Genomic DNA, 22,566 nt, shown 5'->3' with positions numbered 1-22,566 from the left:
CAGAATATAATATAATCGGTGCATGGGAAAAAACGGGTAGGTGCAGAGGTCATGGAAATGGGCAGCAGAAAGGTAGCGGCAGCGGCCCTCAGGATGGCCCTCAGTGAAAACCGGGAAGAAGAAGGGCGCTTAAAAAAAGAATATGCGGCCAGCGGTATAAAGGCAGTGGCAGTCGATTATGGCGGCGAATTCATCAATTCCATGCAGAAAATCGTGGAACGGGCCGTGGTAGCCGCCAAACGTGAAGGAGTCATCAAAGAAACCCACCCTGAGGAAGGCGCCGTCGCCGGGGCGACCAGGGAAGCCTTATCCCAAATTATGCCTAAAGCCCTCGGTTTGAACGTAGGCGGCAAAATCGGTATTGCTCGCTGGCAGGACCATTTGAGCGTGGCTATTTTTTTCGGCATCGGCCTGCTACATCTTGATGAGGTCGGGATCGGTCTGGGACATCGAGCCGTATAACGGCAGTATGGCAGGTTTTCAAAAAATAAAGCAGGACGGTAGGGGAGGAACATGATGACTAAGGTAAGGGGTTTCCGCGGGGCGGTTGATGTAAAAGAAAATAAGGCGGCGGCCATCCTCGAGGCTACCGAGCGCTTGCTGCGAGAGCTGCAAAACCGAAACCGGCTGGCCGTAGAGGATATAATCAGTGCCATTTTTACGGTGACACCGGATCTTAATGCCGCCTTTCCGGCCGAAGCCGCCAGGCGTTTGGGCTGGCACAGTACCGCTTTAATGTGCGCCACCGAGATCCCTGTACCGGGAAGCCTTCCGGGAATAATCCGCGTTTTAATCCATGCCTACAGCGACCGGGAACCGGTTCACGTTTATTTGGGCAGGGCCTCCGAACTGCGTCCCGATTTGGCTTAACAAAAAACTATTGACAGTTATTTACTTCCCGTGTTATGCTGTTACCAACAAGGGAATATAGCTGAGTTGAGCCGAGGAGAGTTGGAGTTGAGCCTGGAGGAGAGGTAAGGAGCTAAGTTGTTATACCGACCAGGGCTCGCTTGAGCGCTGGTTTTTATTTTGCCTAAAAGGGGGAGGGGTATGATTATCTGGCCCGATCGGCAAACCTACCTGGATTTATCGATATCTACACGTGTTCCCTATATACCGGTATGGACTGAAATCCTGGCCGACACGGAAACCCCAATTTCCCTGTACTTGAGGCTGGCCAATAAACCCCATAGTTTTCTTTTGGAAAGCATAGAAGGAGGCGAGAGGCTAGGACGTTATTCTTTAATCGGCTATGACCCTTTAATTACCTTTATTATACGAGCCGGGAGGGCGTATATCACGGCGGGAAGGAAAACCGACCTTCTTCCGGAAAAACCCTTGACGGCTTTACGCCGGTTGCTAACACGACTTAGCCTGCCCTTTAATAATAGTTCCCGGTTTTCGGGAGGATTGGTCGGCTACCTGGGCTACGACCTCGTACGGGAAATTGAGAACCTGCCCCAACATACCGTAGATGACCTGCAGTTACCTGATGCCTATCTGACCCTCCACAGAACTTTTCTCATTTATGATCACCTGCGCCGGACGGTGCGGGTGGCCTGCCTGGGGCAGGGTGGCGAAGAGGCCGCAAGGAGTTATGAAGAAGCCGTTGCCGTAATTAATTCCCTTGTGAAGAATTTAGAACGTCCTGCCAGGATAAAGGGTGATAAGGACAAAGGGGTGGTCAGCGGCGGTTCTTGGCAGGCCAACATGACACGGAAGGAATTCATAGCCAAGGTCCAAAGGGCCAAAGATTATATAGCGGCCGGGGACATATTTCAAGTAGTCCTGTCCCAGCGCTTAAATTCCCCCTTTCACGGCGACCCTTTGGCCGTCTACCGGCGCCTCCGCGTCCTCAATCCATCTCCCTATATGTTTTATCTTAACTTACCGGGAGTTCAGCTGGTAGGGTCTTCTCCCGAAATGCTTGTCAGGGTGGAGGGAGATAGGATCGACTATAGTCCCATAGCCGGAACAAGGCCGCGGGGTCGTACCCCCAAGGAAGAGCAGCATTTAATGCAGGAGCTATTAAACGATGAAAAGGAACGGGCCGAACATCTAATGCTCCTCGATTTGGGGCGCAACGACGTCGGTAAAGTGGCCGTTCCGGGCAGCATCCAGGTACCGCGGCAAATGGTCGTAGAATATTACTCCCACGTCATGCACCTAGTATCCAGCATAACAGCCCGGCTGGCACCGGATAAGAAGGCCCTGGACGCTTTGCTGGCCTGCTTTCCGGCGGGAACGGTTACCGGCGCCCCCAAGGTACGGGCCATGGAGATCATCGCCGAACTGGAACCGACGGCAAGGGGTCCTTACGCCGGTGCCGTCGGGTACTTAAGCCTCAACGGCAACCTGGATACTTGCATTGCCATACGCACGATTATTTTTACCGGCGGGAGGGCCTTCGTCCAGGCCGGTGCAGGCATAGTCGCCGATTCCGAACCCGCGGCCGAATACGAGGAAACCCTGAATAAAGCCCGAGCCATGCTTCAAGTGCTGGACGCCGGGAGGGGTGACGACTGTGCTGCTAGTGATTGATAATTATGATTCCTTTACCTATAACCTTGTCCAGTATTTTCAAGAACTGGGACAGGAAGTGCTGGTACGGCGTAACGACGCCGTCACCCTGGCAGAAATCTTCGCCATGCGTCCGGATTACTTAGTTATTTCGCCAGGTCCCTGCACTCCTGCCGAGGCCGGTATTTCTCTGGCGGCGGTAACGGCTTGTGCCGGAAAATTTCCCATCTTAGGGGTGTGCCTTGGCCATCAGAGTATTGCCCAGGCTTTTGGCGGGCGAGTAGTACGGGCCGGCAGGTTGATGCATGGTAAAACTTCGAACATCCGCCATGACGGCAGGACGATTTTTCGTAATCTACCCAATCCTTTTACGGCTACTCGTTACCATTCCTTAATTGTTGAGGAGGAAAGCCTGCCGCCGTGCCTGGAAGTGACGGCACGCAGTGAGACAGGAGAATTAATGGGTCTGCGTCACCGGCAGGTGGCGGTGGAGGGGGTGCAGTTCCATCCGGAATCTATCTTAACGTCTGTAGGAAAGGAACTGTTGCGTAACTTCCTCGAGGTATATGCCGGGTTCACCCGGATAAATGTATAGAGAGCAATTATTTTTCAAGGGGAGATGAGCAGAGTGTTTAAGTCCTTGATTTCCCAGGTAGTGACCGCACGGGATTTAACGGAAGCCGAGGCTTTGCAGGCGATGGATATAATAATGGCGGGTGAAGCCACCCCGGCCCAAATAGCCGCTTTCCTCACCGCCCTCAGGTTAAAGGGGGAAACGGTAGAGGAAATCACCGGTTTTGCCCGCGCTATGCGCCGTCGAGCCGCCGTTTTATCCACCCGTCACACTGTTTTTGTTGATACCTGCGGTACCGGCGGCGACGGCCGCCATACCTTCAATATATCCACTACGGCGGCCTTTGTCATTGCCGGGGCCGGCGTTCCCGTGGCCAAACACGGCAATCGTTCGGTATCCAGCCGTTGCGGCAGCGCCGATGTGCTGGAAGCCCTGGGCGTCAAGGTTGAGCTGCCGCCGGCGGCTGCGGCCCGTTGTCTGGATGAAGTGGGGCTGACCTTTCTTTTCGCACCTGTATTTCATGGGTCCATGAAGCATGCCGCCGGTCCCCGCCGGGAAATCGGCATCCGCACTGTTTTTAATCTCCTAGGTCCTCTTACCAACCCGGCCAATGCTCCTTATCAACTTGTCGGCGTTTATGAATCTTCTTTGACGGAAAAGATGGCCGCGGTTCTGGGGAGATTGGGGTGTAGACGGGCTTATGTCGTACACGGCGACGGATTGGATGAAGTCACCACTACGGGACCAACGCAGATAACAAGCCTTGAGGGCGGCAGCATTAACACATATATCTTTTATCCTGAGGATGTAGGCATTGCCAGGGCTCGCTTAGAAGACCTGGTGGGGGGCACGGCAGACGACAACGCCGCCATTACCCTTGCCGTTCTTAAAGGAGAAAAGGGCCCGGCCCGGGACGTGGTGCTTCTGAACGCCGCCTTCGGCATCTTGGCGGCGGGAAGCGAGACTTCTTTGCCCGGCGCCCTGGCGGCGGCGGCAAGAAGCATTGATTCCGGTGCCGCCCTGGCCAAACTTGAATCCATGAAGTCTTTTATAGAAAGTTGGGCCGCCTGATGCTGGCAGAAATTCTGGCTTATAAAATCAAGGAGGTCGAGGCGGCTAAAGAAGAAAGGCCCCTTGCCGACCTCGAAAGGGAAGCCCAAAAATTACCCTTAACACGGGATTTTGCCGCCGCCCTGCGGCGTCGGGGATCTCAACTGCGACTTATCGCCGAATTGAAGCAGGCCTCGCCTTCCCGGGGATTAATCCAGGCGGATTTCAAACCTGAAGGGCAGGCGCAACTTTATACGGCTGCCGGTGCTGCGGCAATTTCGGTGCTGACGGACCATAAATACTTCAAAGGAAAACCTGAGTATTTACGGCTGGTACGTGGGGTGACACCCCTTCCTCTTCTCCGGAAAGACTTTATCATTGATCCCTATCAGATCTACGAGGCCAGGGTCCTGGGGGCCGATGCCGTTCTCCTTATCGTTGCCGCACTGACACCTTATGAACTGCAGGATTATCTACGCCTTGCCGCGAAACTTGCCCTCGCGGCTTTGGTGGAAGTGCATACGGCAGAGGAGGTCGAGATTGCCTGCCGTGCCGGGGCGCAACTAATCGGCATTAACAACCGGGATTTACGCACGTTTCGCGTTGATCTGCAGACCACCATTGAATTACGACCACTAATCCCCCCGGGACCGGTGGTAGTCAGCGAGAGTGGCATTAAAAATAAAGGCGATGCCATTAAGGTGGCCGCAGCCGGTATCGACGCCATTTTAGTTGGAGAGGCCCTGATGACGGCGAAGGACGTCGTTGCCAAAGCCCAAGAGTTGTGTCTGAAGTAAAATAGTTTAAGGAAGTGAGCCTTTTTTAATAATGATCAGGATAAAGATTTGCGGCATACGTAGCTATGAAGAAGCGCGGATGGTCCTCGACGCCGGGATCGACGTTATGGGTTTTGTCTTTGCCCCAAGCCCCCGCAGGATAAACCCGGAAACCGCCAGGGAGATAATTCAAAGACTCCCACCTTTTACGACGACGGTAGGGGTTTTCGTAAATGAACCCCGTTACAGCCTTTTAGAAATAGCTTCTTTCTGCCGTTTGGACGTCCTGCAGCTCCACGGCGACGAACCGCCGGAATACTGCCGGGGCATTTCCCAGCGGGTTGTCAAAGCCTTAAGGGTAAAGGATGCCGGTTTTCTTCAGGTTATGGACCATTATCCCGATGTCCATGGTTTTCTCCTCGATACCTATGTCCCCGGTGTAGCCGGCGGCAGCGGTCGTTCTTTTAATTGGGAGCTGGCAAAAGGAGCCACTGCCAGGGGTAAACCCATCATCCTGGCAGGTGGTCTAACACCTGAGAATGTCGGCAAGGCCATTCAAATAATACGCCCTTATGCCGTCGACGTCGCCGGCGGCGTAGAAACTGACGGTCGCAAGGATTTAAAGAAAATACTTTCTTTCGTGCGCGCCGTGCGGGAAGCTGAAAAACGCCTTATGCTGTAAGTAAATCAAATGGCGCGGAGGTAGCAACATGCATTTACCCGATGTAAACGGTCATTTTGGCTCTTACGGTGGGCGATTTGTACCGGAGACCCTGATGCCAGCCCTGGAGGAAATTGAAAAAGCTTACAGGGAAGCCAAAGAAGATGCCCTCTTTATTAAGGAATTAAATTATTACTTTGAACAGTATGCCGGACGGCCGACGCCCTTGTATTTTGCGGCCAACCTCACTAAATACCTGGGCGGTGCCCGCATCTATTTAAAAAGAGAGGATTTAAACCATACCGGCTCCCACAAGCTCAATAATGCTTTGGGGCAAGCTTTACTTGCCCGGCGTATGGGCAAAAAGCGCGTGATTGCTGAAACCGGCGCCGGTCAGCACGGCGTGGCTGCCGCCACGGCAGCCGCCCTGCTGGGAATGGAATGTGTGGTTTACATGGGGGAAGAAGACACCCACCGCCAGGCATTGAACGTCTTTCGCATGGAACTCCTCGGGGCTAAAGTGATACCCGTTACGGCCGGCAGCCGTACTTTAAAGGACGCCGTCAATGAAGCCCTGCGGGACTGGGTTACCAACGTTGAAACCACCCATTACCTTATCGGTTCCGTCGTCGGTCCCCATCCCTACCCAATGATCGTCAGGGATTTTCAAGCAGTTATTGGTCAAGAGACCCGCCGCCAAATCCTAGAAGAAACCGGACGCCTCCCCGATCACCTATTTGCCTGTGTCGGCGGCGGCAGCAATGCCATGGGCCTCTTTTATCCATTTATCCAGGACGACGGCGTTAAAATGTGGGGTGCCGAGGCCGCCGGCCTGGGTATAACAACCGGCCGTCATGCCGCTTCTCTAACGGCCGGACGGCCGGGCGTTTTTCAGGGGGCTTACAGCTACGTCATCCAGGATGAAGACGGCCAAATCGAACCCGTTTACTCCATCTCGGCTGGCCTTGATTATCCCGGTGTAGGGCCGGAGCACAGCTACCTAAAGGATACGGGCCGGGCCGTCTATACGGCCATAAGCGATTTCGAGGCCCTGGAGGCATTTCAGTTGTTGAGCCGCACCGAAGGCATCATACCGGCCCTGGAAAGCGCCCACGCCGTAGCCCTGGCCATGAAAATTGTTCCCGGGTTGTCCCCGGAAGAAATCGTCGTCATCAATATTTCCGGACGTGGCGATAAGGACGTCGAGCAGGTTCAAAGGGTGCTGCGGAAGGGAGAGAAAATCCGTGGGAGTTGAAAAAATCGACGCGGTTTTTACCAACAGGAAGCAGGAGGGGCGCCGGGCTTTGATTGTCTACCTTTGTGCCGGCGATCCTTCCCCGGAAGCCGTAGCTACGGCCGTGGAACACCTGGCAGAGATTGGCGTCGATATTATCGAGCTGGGGGTGCCTTTTTCCGATCCGGTAGCCGACGGCCCGGTGATCCAGGCCGCCAGCGCCAGGGCTCTGGCCAATGGAATGAACTTGGAAAAGACCTTACTGCTCGTACAAATGCTACGGGTGCGGTTAAATCAGCCCTTGGTCCTGATGAGCTATTATAATCCCCTCCTGCAATATGGCCTAGATAAACTGGCGCGCGATCTGGCGGAGTGCGGTGTTGACGGCCTGATCGTACCTGATTTGCCCTTTGAAGAGGGGGGGCCTTTACGGGAAAAATTAAAATCAAAGAAGATAGCTGCCATACCCCTGGTGGCACCGACTACAACGCCGGCGCGCCTTAATAAAATCACTTCAATAGGTGAAGGTTTTGTTTATTGCGTGTCGCTGACCGGAGTAACCGGAGCGCGGGATAGCTTGCCCCCCGGCATTGCGGCCTACCTCGAAAGGGTGCGTAAGGTGACCGATCTTCCCCTGGGGGTGGGCTTCGGCATCAGCAGCCCCGACCAGGCGGTAATGTTAGCCCCCCACTGCGACGGCATCATCGTCGGCAGCGTTGTGGTTGAAACAATTTATAAAAAAGGGCTGGCCGCGGCGGCAGAGCTGGTCAGGGAGTTACGCCAGGTTATATAAAATGGAAAATGCCCCTTGCCAGGAGGGGGGCGCTGTGCTATATTCTAAATTGTAGTATGGTAGTATGAAATGGTTTAATCTAAATGGTAGGACGGTAGCACGGCAGGAGGGAAAGTAAATTTTAGGCGTCACTCCTGGCGGGGTGACGTTTTGTTTTTTTGGGGGGATAAAGATGATAATTATCATGGAACCTGGAGCAACACCGGAAGAGCAGCAGCAAGTAATGGCACGCCTGGAACGGGAAGGATTTAAAGTACATCTTTCCCGAGGAGTAGAGAGAGTGATAATCGGGGCCATTGGCGACAAAACGCGTTTAAAGGCCGAAACTTTGGCCGCCATGCCGGGAGTGGAAAAAGTGGTTCCTGTACTACACCCGTATAAATTGGCCGGTCGCGATTTCCATCCCGAGGATACCATAGTGCCGGTAAGGGATTTGCTTGTTGGCGGACGCCGGGTACAGGTGATTGCCGGTCCCTGTGCGGTAGAAAGCCGGGAGCAACTTTTAGAGACGGCCATGGCCGTCCGTGAAGCCGGAGCGACCATGCTGCGAGGTGGGGCATTTAAACCACGTAGTTCCCCTTACACCTTCCAGGGCTTGGCCCTTAAGGGATTGGAATATCTGGCCGAAGCCCGGGAAGTTACCGGCCTGCCGGTGGTGACGGAAATTACGGATCCCTCTCTTATAAAGGAAGTGGCCGAGGTGGCCGACGTGTTACAGATAGGTTCCCGGAACATGCAAAACTTTGCCCTCCTACAGGCCGTGGGCCGCGTCCAAAAACCGGTCCTCTTGAAGCGGGGTCTTTCGGCGACCATCGAAGAATGGCTTCTGGCGGCCGAATATATTCTCGCCGAAGGTAATAACAAAGTCATCTTGTGTGAACGGGGCATTCGCACCTTTGAGACGTACACCCGTAATACCCTGGATTTAAGCGCCGTACCGGCGGTAAAACATTTGTCCCACCTGCCCATATTAGTCGATCCCAGCCACGGGACGGGACGACGCTGTATGGTAGCGCCCATGGCACGGGCCGCCCTAGCCGCCGGCGCCGACGGTTTGCTCATTGAGGTGCACCCTAATCCCCAGGAAGCCCTCTCCGACGGTCCCCAGTCTCTGACACCGAAGGAGTTCGCCCGTCTGATGGAGGAAATCCGACCGATAATCACCGCCGTCGGACGCGAAATGGGGCGTCTACCTGTATGAAGACCATTGCGTATCTAGGCCCGCCGGGAACCTTTTCCCATGAAGCGGCGGTCACCTGGAGGCGGCGCCTGGAACCTGAACGTGAGAAAGAAGTAGAGGAGCTCCTGGCATGCCCCGAACTGCCGGGAGTCGTCGATGCCGTAAAAAACCACCGGGCGATGGCCGGTATTCTGCCTGTGGAGAATTCCATTGAAGGCGCCGTCAACCTGACTCTGGATCTCCTCCTTGAAGAAATGGAACTGCAGATAATCGGGGAAGTGATACTGCCCATCAACCACTGCCTCTTAAGCCAGGCAGACGACATAAATGCCGTGCGGGAGGTCTGGTCCCATCCCCAGGCCCTGGCCCAGTGCAGGCGTTACCTTGCCGCCGTTCTTCCATGGGCAAAAATTAAAGCCGTTACCAGTACGGCCGAGGCCGCCGGAGAGGCTCTTAAACGCCCAGACCTGGCGGCCATTGCCTCCTCTTTCGCCGCCTCGTTGTACCGCCTGCCGATTTTGGCGCAAGATATCCAGGATTATTCAGGAAATAAAACACGGTTTTGGGTCGTCGGCCGGGAGGCGCCATCTTTAACCGGGCCTTATAAAACCTCCTTGGTGGTGGCCGCCCCGGCCAACAGACCTGGAACCCTTTACACCATCTTAAAGGATTTTGCCGAAGCCGGTATAAATTTAACCCGCATTGAATCGCGACCCACTAAAAAAGAGCTGGGCGAATACCTTTTCTTTATTGATTGCGAGGGCCGGTGTGACGAGGCGCCGTTGAATGAGGTGCTGGCTGGTCTAAAATCCCGCACGGTTTTGCTACGAATTTTGGGGACCTATGCTTTAGGATAGGGGTGGGTTTTGTGATGGAACAAGGTTTAGCCTACCGGTTGCCTCCTGGAAGCCCTCCTGTGGCAAGGGCGGCTATTATCGGCCTGGGGCTTATTGGAGGTTCCCTGGGGTTAGCCTTGGTACAGGGAGGCCTGGCCCAGGAGGTAGTGGGATATGACCGCGACGGGGAGGCAGTACAAACGGCAGTACGGCTCGGTGCCGTAACCCGGGCAGCTTTCAGTTCGGAAGAGGCAGTCGCCGGTGCCGAAATAGTTTTCCTTGCGGTACCTGTGGGAAGCTTAACTAAAGTCGCCGCGGCCGTCGCGCCTTTTACGGCACCGGGGGCTATAGTGACTGACACCGGCAGCGTTAAGGGAGATATTGTTTACGCCATGGAAAACATCTTCCATTCCCGCGCCTTTTACATCGGCGGCCATCCCATGGCCGGTTCTGAGAAGGCCGGGATTAAAGCTGCTGATCGTTACCTTCTGGAAAACGCCGTCTATGTACTTACGCCTACACAAAACACCGATTCCGGCGCGCTATCCCGTCTTCAAGGGCTTTTAAAAGCCCTGGGGGCCAGGGTAATCACCATGGACCCGGAAGAACATGATCTGGTAGTGGCCGGGGTCAGCCACTTACCTCACCTGTTAGCCGTCAGTTTAATGCAGACGGCGGGTGAGCTTTCACGGGAGCACCCCATCACGTTAATGTTGGCCGCCGGGGGTTTTCGGGATACGACCCGCATTGCCGCAGGAAACCCCGAGATGTGGCGGGATATTTTTCTCTCCAATCGTCAAGCCATCCTTAAAGTGTTACAGCTCTGGCGGCGTCAGGTCGAGGCCCTGGAAGGAGTGATTGCCAGGGAAGACGCTATGGAACTGGAGGCGGTTTTACAGCACGCCCGCCATCTAAGGAACCAGGTACCTGCCCGCCAGAAAGGCCTGCTGCCCACCCTACATGAGATTGTTGTGACCGTGCCCGATCGTCCGGGGGTTATCGGCCGGATGGCGAGTGCTCTGGGAGGGGCGGGCATTAACATAATAGATCTGGAGATCCTCCGGGTAAGGGAAGGAGAAGGAGGCAGCATTCGCCTGGCCTTTACCACTGCCGAGGCGGCCGCCGGTGCCCTGGAGATTTTACAGGGCATGGGTATCAATGCCCGCATATTGTGATACCCTTGACAATATTGATGGTTCCTGGTAGTTTGAAAGGAGAAAATCAGGAGGACGAGGATGCAGCTTTTTATCGAGCCGCCATCTTCCTTGGCGGGAACGTTAAAGCCACCGGGAGATAAATCCATTTCCCATCGTGCCGCCATTATCGGCGCCCTGGCCGAAGGCACCACGGTTATCGAGGGCTTCCTGGAGGGAGACGATTGCCTCAGTACTTTAAGGTGCCTCCGGGCCCTTGGAGTTAACATTGAAGGTCCCCACCGGGGCCATGTCACAATTTACGGTAAAGGGATGTTTTTAAAGGAGCCCGAAGATGTCCTCGACGCCGGCAACTCGGGTACCACCATGCGCCTTCTTATGGGGGTGCTGGCCGGACAGCCCTTTTACAGCGTCATCACCGGGGACCCTTCGTTGCGGTGGCGGCCCATGGGGAGGGTAACGCGGCCCCTAAAAACCATGGGGGCCCAAATTTGGGGACGAAATGGGGGAGAACTGGCACCCTTAAGCATCCAGGGCGGGAATTTGCAGTCCCTTTCCTATACATTACCTGTAGCCAGCGCACAGGTAAAATCGTCTTTATTGCTCGCCGGGCTTTTTGCCCGTGGGGAGACGATAATAAGCGAACCTTTTCCCACCAGGGATCATAGCGAGCGCCTCCTCAAAGCGGCCGGGGCAGCACTGGATGTTGAAGGTCAGACCATCAAAATCTCCGGTGGGCGGCCATTGAAACCCCTGGCCGTTGTCGTTCCGGGAGACATTTCGGCTGCCGCCTTTTTCATGGTGGCCGGCTGTATCCATCCACATGCGGATATTATCTTAAAAAATGTTAACTTAAATCCTACCCGAACAGGCATCATAGATGTTTTAAAGGCAATGGGAGGGCAAATAACGGTAATACCCCGGGGAGAAAGCAGCGGGGAACCGGTCGGCGACATCCACGTGGCCTCCAGCCAGCTCCACGGGGTGGAAATAGGCGGTGCCCTCATACCCCGGCTGATAGATGAAATACCGGTTTTGGCCGTCGCGGCTGCGGTGGCCTCGGGGGAAACACTGATACGTGACGCCGCCGAACTACGGGTTAAGGAAAGCGACCGCATCACCTTGGTGGCCAGGGAGCTAGGTAAAATGGGGGCCTCTATCCAGGCCCTGCCAGACGGGTTTTTAATTCAAGGAAACAGGGGAGGCGACCTCCGGGGAGCGATTGTAGACAGCCATGGCGACCACCGCCTGGGCATGGCTCTGGCCATTGCCGCACTAGTTGCCGATGGACCGACGGTGATTAGAGGCGCTGAATGCTTGGCCGTTTCTTACCCGCAGTTTTCCGCCCATATGTCTATCCTGGGGGTTAAAGTAAAAGAGGAATGAAGGAAAAATTGTCTGGTAATGTAGCCATCGACGGTCCCGCCGGAGCGGGAAAAAGTACGGCGGCCAGACTTCTGGCACAAAAACTCGGGTATCTCTATATAGACACCGGAGCCATGTACCGCGCTCTAACATGGAAGGCACTAAAACGGGGTATAAATGTCTTCGCCGAAAAACAGCTTGTCGCTCTGGCGGAAGAAACTAACATTTATCTGGAAAGTACAACAGGCGGGATACTTAAAGTTTACTGTGATGGCGAAGAAGTGACTAAGGCCATCCGCCAGGAAAATGTGTCCTGCCATGTTTCCGCCGTCGCCAGGGTGCCGGAAGTGCGGCGACGTTTGGTTGAACTACAACGTAAGATGGCCGCTTCCAACCGCGTGGTTATGGATGGGCGCGACATCGGCACCAACGTTCTACCGGAAGCTCCCTATAAGTTTTTCCTGACGGCGTCCCTGGCTGAGCGGGCGCAGCGGCGATATCAGGAACTTCTGGCCGCGGGTCAGCCGGCCGCATTGGAAAAGATAAAAGAAGAAATACATAAGCGTGATGTTCAGGATAGTCTGCGGGAAGTGGATCCCTTGCAGCCGGCACCTGATGCCGTAATCATCGATACTACCAACCTCTGGATAGAAGAAGTGGTAGACAAGATGCTCAGTATAATTTATGAACGCCATAATTTTGGTACCGGCGGCGCAACTAACTCCGGTTTATCGGTATAGCGACTTGGAGGGGGCGGGGCTGGGGTGTTCTATTATTTTGCTAAATTTGTCTGCTATATTTTTCTTCGTTTTTTCTGTCGCTGGAAAGTTGTAGGAAGGGAAAATTTTCCCCTTGAAGGGCCGGTTATTGTGGTTGCCAATCATATTTCCCTTTTGGACCCGGTAGTAGTAGGGGTGGCGTCTCCCCGTATGGTACGCTTTATGGCCAAGGAGGAGCTTTTTCACATTCCTGTAGTTAAATGGATTATCAAGGGTCTTCGGGCCTTTCCCGTGAGACGCGGTCGTTCCGATCGGGGAGCTTTAAAGACAGCCCTGGAAGTGCTGAAGGCCGGTCAGGTTATCGGGATATTTCCCGAAGGTAAAAGAAGCAGAGACGGACGTCTGCTACCTTTTCAACACGGTGCCGCGCTGCTGGCACTAAAGGCGGGGGCGCCCCTTTTACCGGCAGCCATAAAAAATACCGATAAAGTTTTTCGCGGCGGGAGAATTACGATAACCTTTGGCAAGCCTTTAAAATATCATATTGATGGTCCGAGTCCCCCCCACCAGGTGGAAAACCTGACGGCCGCCGCATATCAAGAAGTTGCCAAAATGCTGGCTTAAGGGCCGGCTTTTTTTTACGAGCGGCAGGAATTTGCTTCTTTTTCGCGAAATGTAAATAATGTTTGGCTGTAATTAGCAAACTAGATTTTAGCTTAAAAGTCGGGAGAAGAATTGTTTTTGGAAGTGCTGGTTGCCGATTATGCAGGTTTTTGTTTCGGCGTCACGCGGGCCGTAAAAAAGGCCAAAGAAGCTCCCAAACCCATCGCCTCCCTAGGTTCTTTGATCCATAACAGGTTGGTAGTGGAAGAACTGGCTCGAGAAGGAGTAAAGCCCGTTGCTTCCCTGGAAGAGGTAGACTGCGGGCGAGTCCTAATTCGTTCCCACGGAGTATCACCGGATGTTCTAGAGGTTGCCAGGGAGAAAGGGTTGGAGGTCATCGACGCCACATGCCCCTATGTGGCGCGGGCCCAGCACCTGGCCCAGAAGCTGGCCCGGGAGGGTTATCAAGTAGTAATTGTCGGCGAAGCTTCCCACCCTGAGGTCAAAGGATTGCTGGGCTGGGCCGGCCCGGGGGCGGTCGTCGTTTCCGATAGAGAAGAAGCTGAACTTTTGCCATATTATCCCCGGCGGGCGGTTTTGGCCCAGACCACCCAGCCGGAAGAAAAACTGGCTGAAGTAGCCGCTGTTCTGCGTACAAAAACGGATACTCTGGTGGTACACAATACCGTATGCCATGCTACCCGCAGGCGCCAAGAAGCAGCAGTGGACCTTGCGCGGAGGGTAGACGTAATGCTGGTAGTCGGCGGTAGAGAAAGCGCCAACACCCGTCATCTGGCAGAGCTTTGCCGGACAACGGGTACGCCGACATACCACATTGAGACGGCGGGAGAATTGTGTCGCCAGTGGTTTATAAATGCCCGGAGGGTCGGGGTTACAGGTGGCGCTTCGACCCCAGCGTGGATTATTGAGGAGGTAGTTGTAATGCTGGCTGAACAGGAAAAGTTAATGGTTCCTGAAGGGGAAAGGGAACCGGAAAAGGGACCGGAAGGAGCTGAATTGGCGCCGGCCGGGGAAAATAATGCTGTTGAGGTGAAGCCGGAAACAGAGTCCGGGGCGACAACCGTGGAGGCAGGGGAAACTGATGGAGCTATAGAAAATACTGCAGCTCCAGAAAAGCAAGAAGAACAGAAAAATGAAATACAGCAGCAAATTGAAGCCAAAATGCCTGAGCTACGGCGAGGAAGCATTGTTACGGGAACTGTAGTTCAGGTTAATGATAATGAAGTGCTGGTGGATGTGGGAGGCAAATGCGAAGGCATCATTCCTTTGAATGAACTCTCTCACCGTAATATCAGCGACCCCCACGAAGTGGTGGCCGTTGGTGACACGATCAATGTTATGGTGGTCAAGCCTGAAAACGAAGAAGGGCATCCCGTGTTGTCCAAAAGGCGTGCCGATCGTCGCATTGCCTGGGAAAAATTAGAGCAATACCTGGCAAACGGCACTGAAATTCAAGGAGAAGTTATAGAAGTAGTTAAAGGCGGTTTGTTGGTCGATGTAGGGGTAAGGGGTTTTGTGCCCGCCTCCCTTATCGAAAGGGGTTACGTCGAAGACTTAAACGCTTATCTGGGAAAAACCCTGCGTCTCAGGGTTATCGAACTGGACCGGAGCAAAAATAAAGTGGTGCTATCGCAAAAGGCCATCCTTGAAGAAGAATATGAAAAACAGCGCCAGGCTACATGGGAGAGCCTGGAAGTAGGCCAGGTTCGCAAGGGCATCGTCCGTCGCTTGACCAACTTCGGGGCCTTTGTAGATCTGGGTGGCGTCGACGGCCTGTTGCATGTTTCGGAGATTTCCTGGGGCAGGGTTGAACATCCCCGCGATGCCCTGCAGGAAGGCCAGGAAATTGAAGTTAAAGTTTTGGGCGTCGATCGGGAAGAAGGTAAAGTATCCCTGGGGCGCAAACAGCTTCTGCCCAATCCCTGGGATACGGCTGCCAGCCGTTACCCCGTTGGGACGATTGTGGAAGGTAAAGTGTTGCGTCTAGCTCCCTTTGGCGCCTTCGTGGAAGTAGAGCCGGGTATTGAAGGGCTTGTCCATATTTCCCAGCTGGCTGACAGGCACGTAGAAAAACCCGAAGACGTTGTTAAGGTGGGGGATGTTATTCCCGTTAAAGTGCTGGGAGTGGATCAGGAGGCCCAGCGTATGAGCTTGAGCCTGCGTCAGGCCTTAAGGGATCGCGCCAAAAAGCAACCCAAACAGGCCGAAAAGAGTCCGGAACCCCAGGAAGAAAGCGGCGTTAAGCTGGGGGATCTTTTCGGTGAACTTTTTGAAGAGGTAAAATGAGAGTGCGAGGAGCAAGGAATGCAAGAAAGCATAGCAGGAAGAGGCCGGCGCAAACTGGAGCACCTGCGTTTCTTCCGGCTTGAAGGTAAAGGCACGAGCGGCCTCGAGGATGTACATTTGATACACCAGGCCCTGCCGGAACTAGATTGGCAAGATATCGATCTTAGCTGCCGGTGGCTGGGGAAAACCCTGGCCGCCCCTTTTATTATAAATGCCCTTACCGGAGGGCCGCCGGAAACCCTGGAGATCAACGCCGCTCTGGCCAGGGTGGCCAGGAGAACGGGGATTGCCATGGCCGTAGGTTCCCAGAAAGCGGCCATTGAGAACAAGCAGTGGGCCGATACCTTTGCCGTCGTCCGTCGTGAAAACCCCGAAGGCCTCATCCTTGCCAACCTGGGAGCTGGTAATTCCCTGGAAGCCGCCCGCGAAGCAGTGGACATGATTGCTGCCGACGGTTTGCAGATACATTTAAACGCCGCCCAGGAGCTGGTTATGCCGGAGGGCGACAGAACTTTTCGCGGGTGGTTGCAAAACATCCGAGAAATGGTAGAATACCTGGAAGTGCCCGTCATTGCCAAAGAAGTTGGATTTGGCCTATCCAGGGAAACTGCCCTCAAGTTATACCAGAGCGGCGTACGTATTTTTGATGTCGGCGGTCGCGGTGGTACAAATTTTGCCCTTATAGAAAGCAGCCGCCGCCAGCGCGAGGTAACGGCTTTATCCGAATGGGGGCTGACGACGGCGGTAAGTATATTGGAAATAAAGGCTTTGGGTCTGCCGCTAGATATCATAGCCACCGGCGGTATCTCCAATCCCCTGGACGCAGCCCGGGCCCTGGCTTTAGGGGCAAAGCTTGTCGGCGTTGCGGGTTATTTTTTAAAAATCCTCCTGGAACAGGGTGAAGATGCTCTAATTCAAGAAGTGGTGGGCTGGCAGGAAGATTTAAAACGCATTTGCCTTCTAAGCGGATGTACCCGCCCAACTGAGCTGGCAGATAAACCCTTAGTCATAACAGGAAAAACCAGGGAATGGTTGAAAGAAAGAAATATAAGCATCCACCGGTCACCGTAAGGTACCGGCGGATGCTTTTTGTTTTTTACCCAGACTGACGGTATATTTCTCACTTTACGGGGAAAATCTAACCCCGGAAGGTGATTGAAGTATGATGGGATATACGGCAGGAGTTTTGCTTTTAGTAATCGTCTTTGCCCTAGTGTATTTCGGCCTGGCCCATAGGGTTTTAGACCGCCTTTATTTAAGCGACAGGGCGGCCCTCATCTTAATTGTAGCCATGATTTTAGGCAGTTTCATCAACATACCGCTGACCGGCGGCAGGCTGGTTACTTCCGTCAATGTGGGGGGCGCCCTTATCCCTTTGGGTATAGCCGTGTATGTACTTTACCGGGCCGGCACCCCGCGGGAAGTAGGGAGGGCTATGCTAAGTGCCGTTTTTACTGCCGCCGTTCTTTACGGAATTAGTCTTCTAACCCGGGGACGGGAGGCCTGGAACGTTTACGCCTTAAGTCTGTTGGATCCTCTTTTTTATTATCCCCTTATCGCCGGTGTAGTTGCCTATCTGGTAGGTCGTTCCCGCCGGGCAGCTTTTGTCGGAGCCATTTTGGGTGTTCTTTTGTTGGACGTTGTCGACTTGATTTATTATCTAAGACGGGGACTGCGCGGGACGGTGGCCTTTGGCGGTGCCGGTATAATCGATGTGACCTTTTTGGCCGCCGTCGTGGCAGTGCTTCTTGCGGAAGTAATCGGCGAAACCCGGGAAAGGCTTCAGGGGGGGCCGGAGGTTTCTAGGCGACCCCGGGCCCTGCTGTCCGGACTTAAAGGGGCATCATTGAAACCTTTTGCAAATAACGAAGTAACCAAAGGTGGTGATCAAGGTGAAGGGCAGGATAAAAATGAATAAAAGATTGTTTCTTCTATTTATCTTTGCGGTTCTGGCACTCCTCTTTGTTTTCCAGGAAAGTCAACGGAATAGGGTTGTGAAGGTTTTTACTCTGGAAAATTTGCTCGTGGGCCAGGCCCATACGGAAGGGGAGTACTCTATACTCGTTGATGAACAAGGCCGGGTTTTAGATATGATGGCCCGCCGGGTCTACGTTAACGACGAGTTTATCTCTGCCGACAACCGGCGCTATAAAGTGATACGGGTGGAAGGCAATCGCGCTTATTGCCGTCAAATAGGAATAGAACAGCTGTCCTTTGAGGAAAAAGTAGAAAAGGTAATGCCCGCCCAGGCTGGAGGCTCCCAGGTAATCGGTGTATATTATTCCCACGATGACGAATCGTACGTACCGACCCAGGGAACGGAAAGTATACCTGGACGCGGCGGCATCCTCCAGGTTGGTAATACCTTTGCCAACCGCTTGCGGGGACTAGGGCTAACAGTGATCGAAGATCAAACCTCCCATGCCCCCCATGACGATAGCGCCTATCGGCGCTCGCGCCGCACGGCAATGAATTTGTTGCAAAAGGGAGCAGCGGCAATCTTTGACGTCCACCGTGACGGCGTTCCCGATCCAACTTTTTACCGTCGAACAATCAACGGTCAGGACGTAACGATGATTCGTATGGTTGTCGGCCGGGAAAATCAGAATATGGGTTCCAACCTGGATTTTGCCAAAAGGCTTAAAGCTGCCGCCGATGCCCGCTATCCCGGTTTAATCAGGGGAATTTTTATCGGTGCCGGAAGTTATAATCAGGATCTGTCACCAAGGGCCATGCTCGTGGAAGTCGGTACCCATACTAACACCATGGCCGAGGCCGAAAGGGGTGTCACCCTCTTTGCCGATATCGTACCCCCTGTATTGGGTGTTGCGGCCAGGCCGGCAGCCGCCCAGACACCCAGCACGGCTGCCGACTGGAAAGGGGTCCTGTTTGTCATCCTGGCTTTAGTAATTGGCGGCGGCGCCTTCCTGCTTATCTCATCGGGCGGCTGGGATAAAGCGGTAGCCAGACTTAAGGAGTTTACCTCGATAGAATGGGTAAATTTAATAGGATGGCGACGTAAAAAAGAAGAAGAAAATGCTCAACCTAAACCTCGTGAAGATAAAAGGGAGTTTCAATTAAACGAAGAAAGGGCTGACTGGCAGAAGGATTAACATGATGGTCATATACCACTGTTTTGGTGGTTCCCACTCTTCAGTTACGGCAGCGGCCATTCATCTGGGATTGCTATCCCGTCACAGGCTGCCTACGGCAGCGGAGCTTTTGGCCCTGCCGTATTTTGATGGCCGCAGCCGGGGCGAAGAAGGGGATCTCAAATACATGGGTACCGATGCTTACGGTAACAAAGTTTATGCGGTGGGAAAGAAAAATTTAGGCGCCCGTTTTGAAACCTTTCTATATAATTTAGCGGCCGTTATAGGTATACCACGTAGAAATATACTCCTTTTAAATACTTCCCCCTTAGTTAACATGTCCATGCGTATCGGCGGTTTCATTTCGCGCCGGATGGGCCTTACCTTTTTGGGGCGTCCGTTGGTTGTTTGGGGTACGCGGCGTGCCTTTCCTCGTCTTGGGCTTTTTGTCGCTGAAAATCGTAACCTTTGGCAAAACAATAGAATTACACCACTGAAGCCGTCAATAAAAAGAAATATTATAATTTATGCTTGTTTCAGCGGTACCCATGCGGCAGTTGTTGCCGCCGCCCTCCACGCCGGGCGCTTATCTTTCCATCATCTCCCTGATTGGAAGGAGTTAAAAGAGTTGCCCCATTTTGACACTCCTGAAGGGCAAGGTGGACTTCGTTTTTTCGCTTTAACACCTTCCGGTCATGCAGTTTATACCGCAGCCGTTGGGCACGACGGCGAAACGGCAAAAAGGGCAGCGGCAACTTTCCTCGCAGCCTGGGATGGGGAGCCGGAGCGGGTTCTATGGATTGACGTTTCCGGAAGGGTATCTTTTTTCTGGCGGATAGGCGCCTTTTGTCGTCGTTATAATTATCTTGGCTGGTTGGGGCGTTTGTTTCTCCGTTGGTCCCTGGCGCGTGATTATCATGTTATAGGCGATATTGTAAAAAAGACAAAACGTCAGGAAAGGGGAGAATAACTTGACGGCCGCCGTAATATGTTGGATAATTAAGGCGAAACTTGGGTAAATACTTACGGGGACGGAGATTTCTTGACGGAAAAAAGGGCAGTTATTACCTACGTCCGGCCGGGCAGTATCGCGGCTGAAATGGGCATCTGCCCGGGAGACATTTTGCTGACCGTTAATGGGGAGCAGGTTACCGATTTTATTGTTTATCGTTACCTTACTGCCGATGAAAACCTGGAGGTCGAGGTCGCTAAACCGGACGGCGAAAGATGGATACTGGAAATAGAAAAGGACTACGGCGAAGACCTGGGGTTGGAATTTGCCTCTGCCACCTTCGACGGCCTGCGTCGCTGCCGCAATAAATGTATTTTTTGTTTCGTCGATCAAATGCCCCTGGGATTAAGATCGTCTCTTTATGTCAAGGATGACGATTTTCGTTATTCCTTTCTCCACGGAAATTTTATAACCCTAACCAACCTGAAACCCGAGGATTGGGATTATATTTTCCGCTGGCATATCAGTCCCTTATATATTTCCGTGCATACGACAAATCCCCTGTTAAGAAACAAATTGTTGGGCAATCCCCGGGCAGGGGAAATAATGACGCAGCTGAAAAGGCTAGCGGCAGCGGGAATTGTGATGCACACTCAGATCGTCCTCTGTCCAGGCCTTAACGACGGCCCGGAGCTGGAACGGACGATAAAGGATCTTGGCGGCTTGTTTCCGGCCGTACAGTCCATCGCCGTAGTACCCGTAGGCCTGACTTCGTCGAGGAAACATTTATACCCTTTAAGGCGCGTAACGCCGGAAGAAGCGACGGCGATCATTGACCAGATAGAAGTCTGGCAGGCATCTTTTCGTAGACGTTACGGTTGCGGCCTGGTATACGGCGCCGATGAATTTTATTTACTGGCCGGTCTTCCCCTTCCACCGGCTGCCTACTATGACGAATTTCCCCAGGTAGAAAACGGCGTCGGCCTGACACGTCTTTTTTTAGACGACTTCGACGCCGCCCTTGCCCATGCTGAACCGAGGCCGGACGGGCCGCGGCGGATTGCAATAGCCACCGGCACTCTAGCGGCACCGCTTTTAAAGGAATTGCTTCCTAAAATTAAGGCCAAAGCGGGCGAACTTGAGCTAATGGTGGTCCCCGTAACAAATCATTTTTTTGGCCCGGAGGTTACGGTGGCCGGCCTGTTGACGGGCCGCGATTTGATAGAGGGGTTAAAGGGGACAGTTTCATGGTTACGGGGTAAAGAGGGATGGGTTCTCATCCCCGACGTCATGTTAAAGAGGGAAGCGCTGATTTTTCTCGATGATCTGACGCCGGAAGTTGTGGCAAGGGAACTTGGTGTTAAGGTAGAAGTGGTTCCCACTAACGGAAAAGGGCTGATCGCCGGATGCTGCGGTATTGAAATGGAGGAATCCTTTTGCCCAAACCAGTAGTTGCCATTGTCGGACGCCCCAATGTCGGCAAATCGACGCTTTTTAACCGCATTACCGGAAGCCGGATAGCCATTGTAGAAGATACTCCCGGAGTAACCCGGGATCGTCTTTACCATGATGCCGACTGGCGGGGCTGCTCCTTTACCCTTGTTGATACAGGCGGTATTGCTGTGGGGAACGACGATCCACTGATAGTTCAAGTCAGGCGCCAGGCGGAAGCCGCCGTTGCGGAGGCCGATGTCATTCTCTTCGTCGTCGATGCGAGGAACGGTTTGACCGCCGATGATGAAGAAGTGGCCAATCTTTTACGCCGTTCTGGGCGGCCGGTCATCCTGGTGGCCAACAAAGTCGAAGACTTCCGCGATCCCACCCCCGTCCATGAGTTTTACCGCCTGGGCCTGGGTGATCCCGTACCCATTTCCGCCATTCACGGATTAAATATAGGTGATCTCCTCGACAGGATCGTCGAGCTTTTACCCCGGTTTCATGAGGTAGACGATGGTGAAGCCCTGCGCGTGGCCGTTGTCGGACGCCCCAATGTCGGCAAATCTTCAATAGTAAACCGGCTGCTGGGCGAAGAGCGGGTGATCGTCAGCGATTTACCGGGAACCACCAGAGATGCCATCGATACATATATCCGCCGGGACGAAAAGGAATATGTATTAATCGATACTGCCGGTATGCGGCGTAAGAGTCGTATTGTTAATGCTACGGAACACTACAGCGTTTTACGTACGTTAAAGGCCGTGGAACGGTCCGACGTCGTGCTGTTAATCCTGGATGGCACTGAAGGCGTTACCGAACAGGATAAAAAAATAGCCGGTTATGGTCATGAACTAGGGAAAGCTTCTATAATAGTAGTAAACAAATGGGATCTCGTACCTAAAGATGATAAAACTGTGGTCCGCTATGAGGAAATAATTCGTCGTGAATTGAGCTTTATGACCTATGCACCTATTCTGTTTATTTCGGCTTTAACCGGCCAGAGGGTGGCCCGTATTTTGCCTACCGTTGATGCGGTGGGTGCCGCCGCTGCCCGGCGTGTTGCTACGAGCACTTTAAACGACGTGGTACGGGAAGCCATCATGCTGACGCCTCCGCCTGCCGTCAAAGGTCAAGCGGTGAAAATCTACTATGCCACTCAGGTTAAAGTAAAGCCGCCCACCTTTGTCTTCTTTTGCAATCGTCCGGATGACGTACATTTTTCCTATCAGCGCTATTTAGAAAACCAGCTGCGTCAGGCCTTCGGTTTTGAAGGTACGCCGCTGCGCCTGCTGTTCCGCCAGAGTAAGGGATAA

22 protein-coding genes are annotated in these 22,566 nt (G+C 53.5%); all 22 read left to right on the top strand.

Translation table 11 applies throughout. The annotated features are described in order from the left end of the window. Positions 1 to 51 precede the first annotated feature (51 nt). The 22 genes from MHFGQ_RS07360 (at position 52) to der (ending at position 22,566) form a co-directional block, all read left to right on the top strand. Entirely contained in the window at positions 52 to 462 is a 411-nt protein-coding gene (locus tag MHFGQ_RS07360; protein ID WP_106004699.1) for a HutP family protein, read from the top strand. Between the two features lie 51 nt (positions 463 to 513). Then, positions 514 to 870, top strand: a complete 357-nt coding sequence (gene aroH / locus MHFGQ_RS07355; RefSeq protein ID WP_106004698.1) for a chorismate mutase — start codon at positions 514 to 516, stop codon at positions 868 to 870. Between the two features lie 180 nt (positions 871 to 1,050). Then, a complete protein-coding gene (gene trpE, locus MHFGQ_RS07350; RefSeq protein ID WP_170066171.1) occupies positions 1,051 to 2,541 on the top strand; it encodes an anthranilate synthase component I in 1,491 nt (496 codons plus the stop codon). Next, positions 2,525 to 3,115: an aminodeoxychorismate/anthranilate synthase component II gene (pabA, locus tag MHFGQ_RS07345; protein WP_106004697.1), complete on the top strand. Its 591-nt coding sequence runs from the start codon at positions 2,525 to 2,527 to the stop codon at positions 3,113 to 3,115. The genes trpE and pabA overlap by 17 nt, the downstream gene beginning before the upstream one ends. 33 nt (positions 3,116 to 3,148) lie before the next feature. Further along, positions 3,149 to 4,165 (top strand): anthranilate phosphoribosyltransferase, encoded by a 1,017-nt coding sequence (gene trpD / locus MHFGQ_RS07340; RefSeq protein ID WP_106004696.1) that lies wholly within the window; start codon positions 3,149 to 3,151, stop codon positions 4,163 to 4,165. Beyond that, on the top strand, positions 4,165 to 4,941 hold the full coding sequence (gene trpC / locus MHFGQ_RS07335; protein ID WP_106004695.1) for an indole-3-glycerol phosphate synthase TrpC: 777 nt from the start codon (positions 4,165 to 4,167) through the stop codon (positions 4,939 to 4,941). The genes trpD and trpC overlap by 1 nt, the downstream gene beginning before the upstream one ends. A gap of 31 nt (positions 4,942 to 4,972) precedes the next feature. After that, positions 4,973 to 5,602, top strand: coding sequence for a phosphoribosylanthranilate isomerase (locus MHFGQ_RS07330; RefSeq protein ID WP_106004694.1), 630 nt, complete (start codon positions 4,973 to 4,975; stop codon positions 5,600 to 5,602). A gap of 28 nt (positions 5,603 to 5,630) precedes the next feature. Further along, positions 5,631 to 6,836, top strand: a complete 1,206-nt coding sequence (gene trpB, locus MHFGQ_RS07325; protein WP_106004693.1) for a tryptophan synthase subunit beta — start codon at positions 5,631 to 5,633, stop codon at positions 6,834 to 6,836. After that, the gene (trpA, locus tag MHFGQ_RS07320; protein WP_106004692.1) at positions 6,826 to 7,608 is read left to right on the top strand and encodes a tryptophan synthase subunit alpha; all 783 of its coding nucleotides are present in this window, start codon (positions 6,826 to 6,828) and stop codon (positions 7,606 to 7,608) included. Before trpB ends, trpA begins: the two co-directional genes overlap by 11 nt. Before the next feature lie 172 nt (positions 7,609 to 7,780). Then, the gene (aroF, locus tag MHFGQ_RS07315) at positions 7,781 to 8,809 is read left to right on the top strand and encodes a 3-deoxy-7-phosphoheptulonate synthase (protein ID WP_106004691.1); all 1,029 of its coding nucleotides are present in this window, start codon (positions 7,781 to 7,783) and stop codon (positions 8,807 to 8,809) included. Then, positions 8,806 to 9,645, top strand: a complete 840-nt coding sequence (gene pheA / locus MHFGQ_RS07310) for a prephenate dehydratase (RefSeq protein ID WP_106004690.1) — start codon at positions 8,806 to 8,808, stop codon at positions 9,643 to 9,645. The genes aroF and pheA overlap by 4 nt, the downstream gene beginning before the upstream one ends. Before the next feature lie 14 nt (positions 9,646 to 9,659). After that, positions 9,660 to 10,799: a prephenate dehydrogenase gene (locus tag MHFGQ_RS07305; RefSeq protein WP_106004689.1), complete on the top strand. Its 1,140-nt coding sequence runs from the start codon at positions 9,660 to 9,662 to the stop codon at positions 10,797 to 10,799. A gap of 60 nt (positions 10,800 to 10,859) precedes the next feature. After that, the gene (aroA, locus tag MHFGQ_RS07300; protein ID WP_106004688.1) at positions 10,860 to 12,164 is read left to right on the top strand and encodes a 3-phosphoshikimate 1-carboxyvinyltransferase; all 1,305 of its coding nucleotides are present in this window, start codon (positions 10,860 to 10,862) and stop codon (positions 12,162 to 12,164) included. Continuing rightward, a complete protein-coding gene (gene cmk / locus MHFGQ_RS07295) occupies positions 12,161 to 12,883 on the top strand; it encodes a (d)CMP kinase (protein ID WP_106004687.1) in 723 nt (240 codons plus the stop codon). Before aroA ends, cmk begins: the two co-directional genes overlap by 4 nt. 24 nt (positions 12,884 to 12,907) lie before the next feature. Then, entirely contained in the window at positions 12,908 to 13,486 is a 579-nt protein-coding gene (locus MHFGQ_RS07290) for a lysophospholipid acyltransferase family protein (protein ID WP_106004686.1), read from the top strand. A 123-nt stretch (positions 13,487 to 13,609) separates the two neighbouring features. Beyond that, positions 13,610 to 15,772 carry a bifunctional 4-hydroxy-3-methylbut-2-enyl diphosphate reductase/30S ribosomal protein S1 gene (locus MHFGQ_RS07285; protein ID WP_245907792.1) on the top strand — a complete coding sequence of 721 codons (2,163 nt, stop codon included), beginning with the start codon at positions 13,610 to 13,612 and terminating at the stop codon, positions 15,770 to 15,772. Between the two features lie 18 nt (positions 15,773 to 15,790). Next, positions 15,791 to 16,843, top strand: coding sequence for a type 2 isopentenyl-diphosphate Delta-isomerase (fni, locus tag MHFGQ_RS07280; protein ID WP_106004685.1), 1,053 nt, complete (start codon positions 15,791 to 15,793; stop codon positions 16,841 to 16,843). Positions 16,844 to 16,934: 91 nt separating this feature from the next. Beyond that, the gene (locus tag MHFGQ_RS07275) at positions 16,935 to 17,690 is read left to right on the top strand and encodes a DUF1614 domain-containing protein (protein ID WP_106004684.1); all 756 of its coding nucleotides are present in this window, start codon (positions 16,935 to 16,937) and stop codon (positions 17,688 to 17,690) included. Beyond that, positions 17,683 to 18,885 (top strand): stage II sporulation protein P, encoded by a 1,203-nt coding sequence (gene spoIIP / locus MHFGQ_RS07270; RefSeq protein ID WP_106004776.1) that lies wholly within the window; start codon positions 17,683 to 17,685, stop codon positions 18,883 to 18,885. The genes MHFGQ_RS07275 and spoIIP overlap by 8 nt, the downstream gene beginning before the upstream one ends. 1 nt (position 18,886) lies before the next feature. Next, positions 18,887 to 19,834: a DUF3189 family protein gene (locus tag MHFGQ_RS07265; RefSeq protein WP_170066170.1), complete on the top strand. Its 948-nt coding sequence runs from the start codon at positions 18,887 to 18,889 to the stop codon at positions 19,832 to 19,834. Between the two features lie 72 nt (positions 19,835 to 19,906). Further along, complete coding sequence (locus tag MHFGQ_RS07260) at positions 19,907 to 21,268, top strand: DUF512 domain-containing protein (RefSeq protein ID WP_170066169.1); 1,362 nt, start codon at positions 19,907 to 19,909, stop codon at positions 21,266 to 21,268. Next, on the top strand, positions 21,253 to 22,566 hold the full coding sequence (gene der / locus MHFGQ_RS07255; protein ID WP_106004683.1) for a ribosome biogenesis GTPase Der: 1,314 nt from the start codon (positions 21,253 to 21,255) through the stop codon (positions 22,564 to 22,566). Before MHFGQ_RS07260 ends, der begins: the two co-directional genes overlap by 16 nt.

Origin of the sequence: Moorella humiferrea (assembly GCF_039233145.1) — a bacterium.
GTDB classification, from domain to species: domain Bacteria; phylum Bacillota; class DSM-521; order Neomoorellales; family Neomoorellaceae; genus Neomoorella; species Neomoorella humiferrea.
This window is presented reverse-complemented; position numbering and strand designations above follow the sequence as displayed.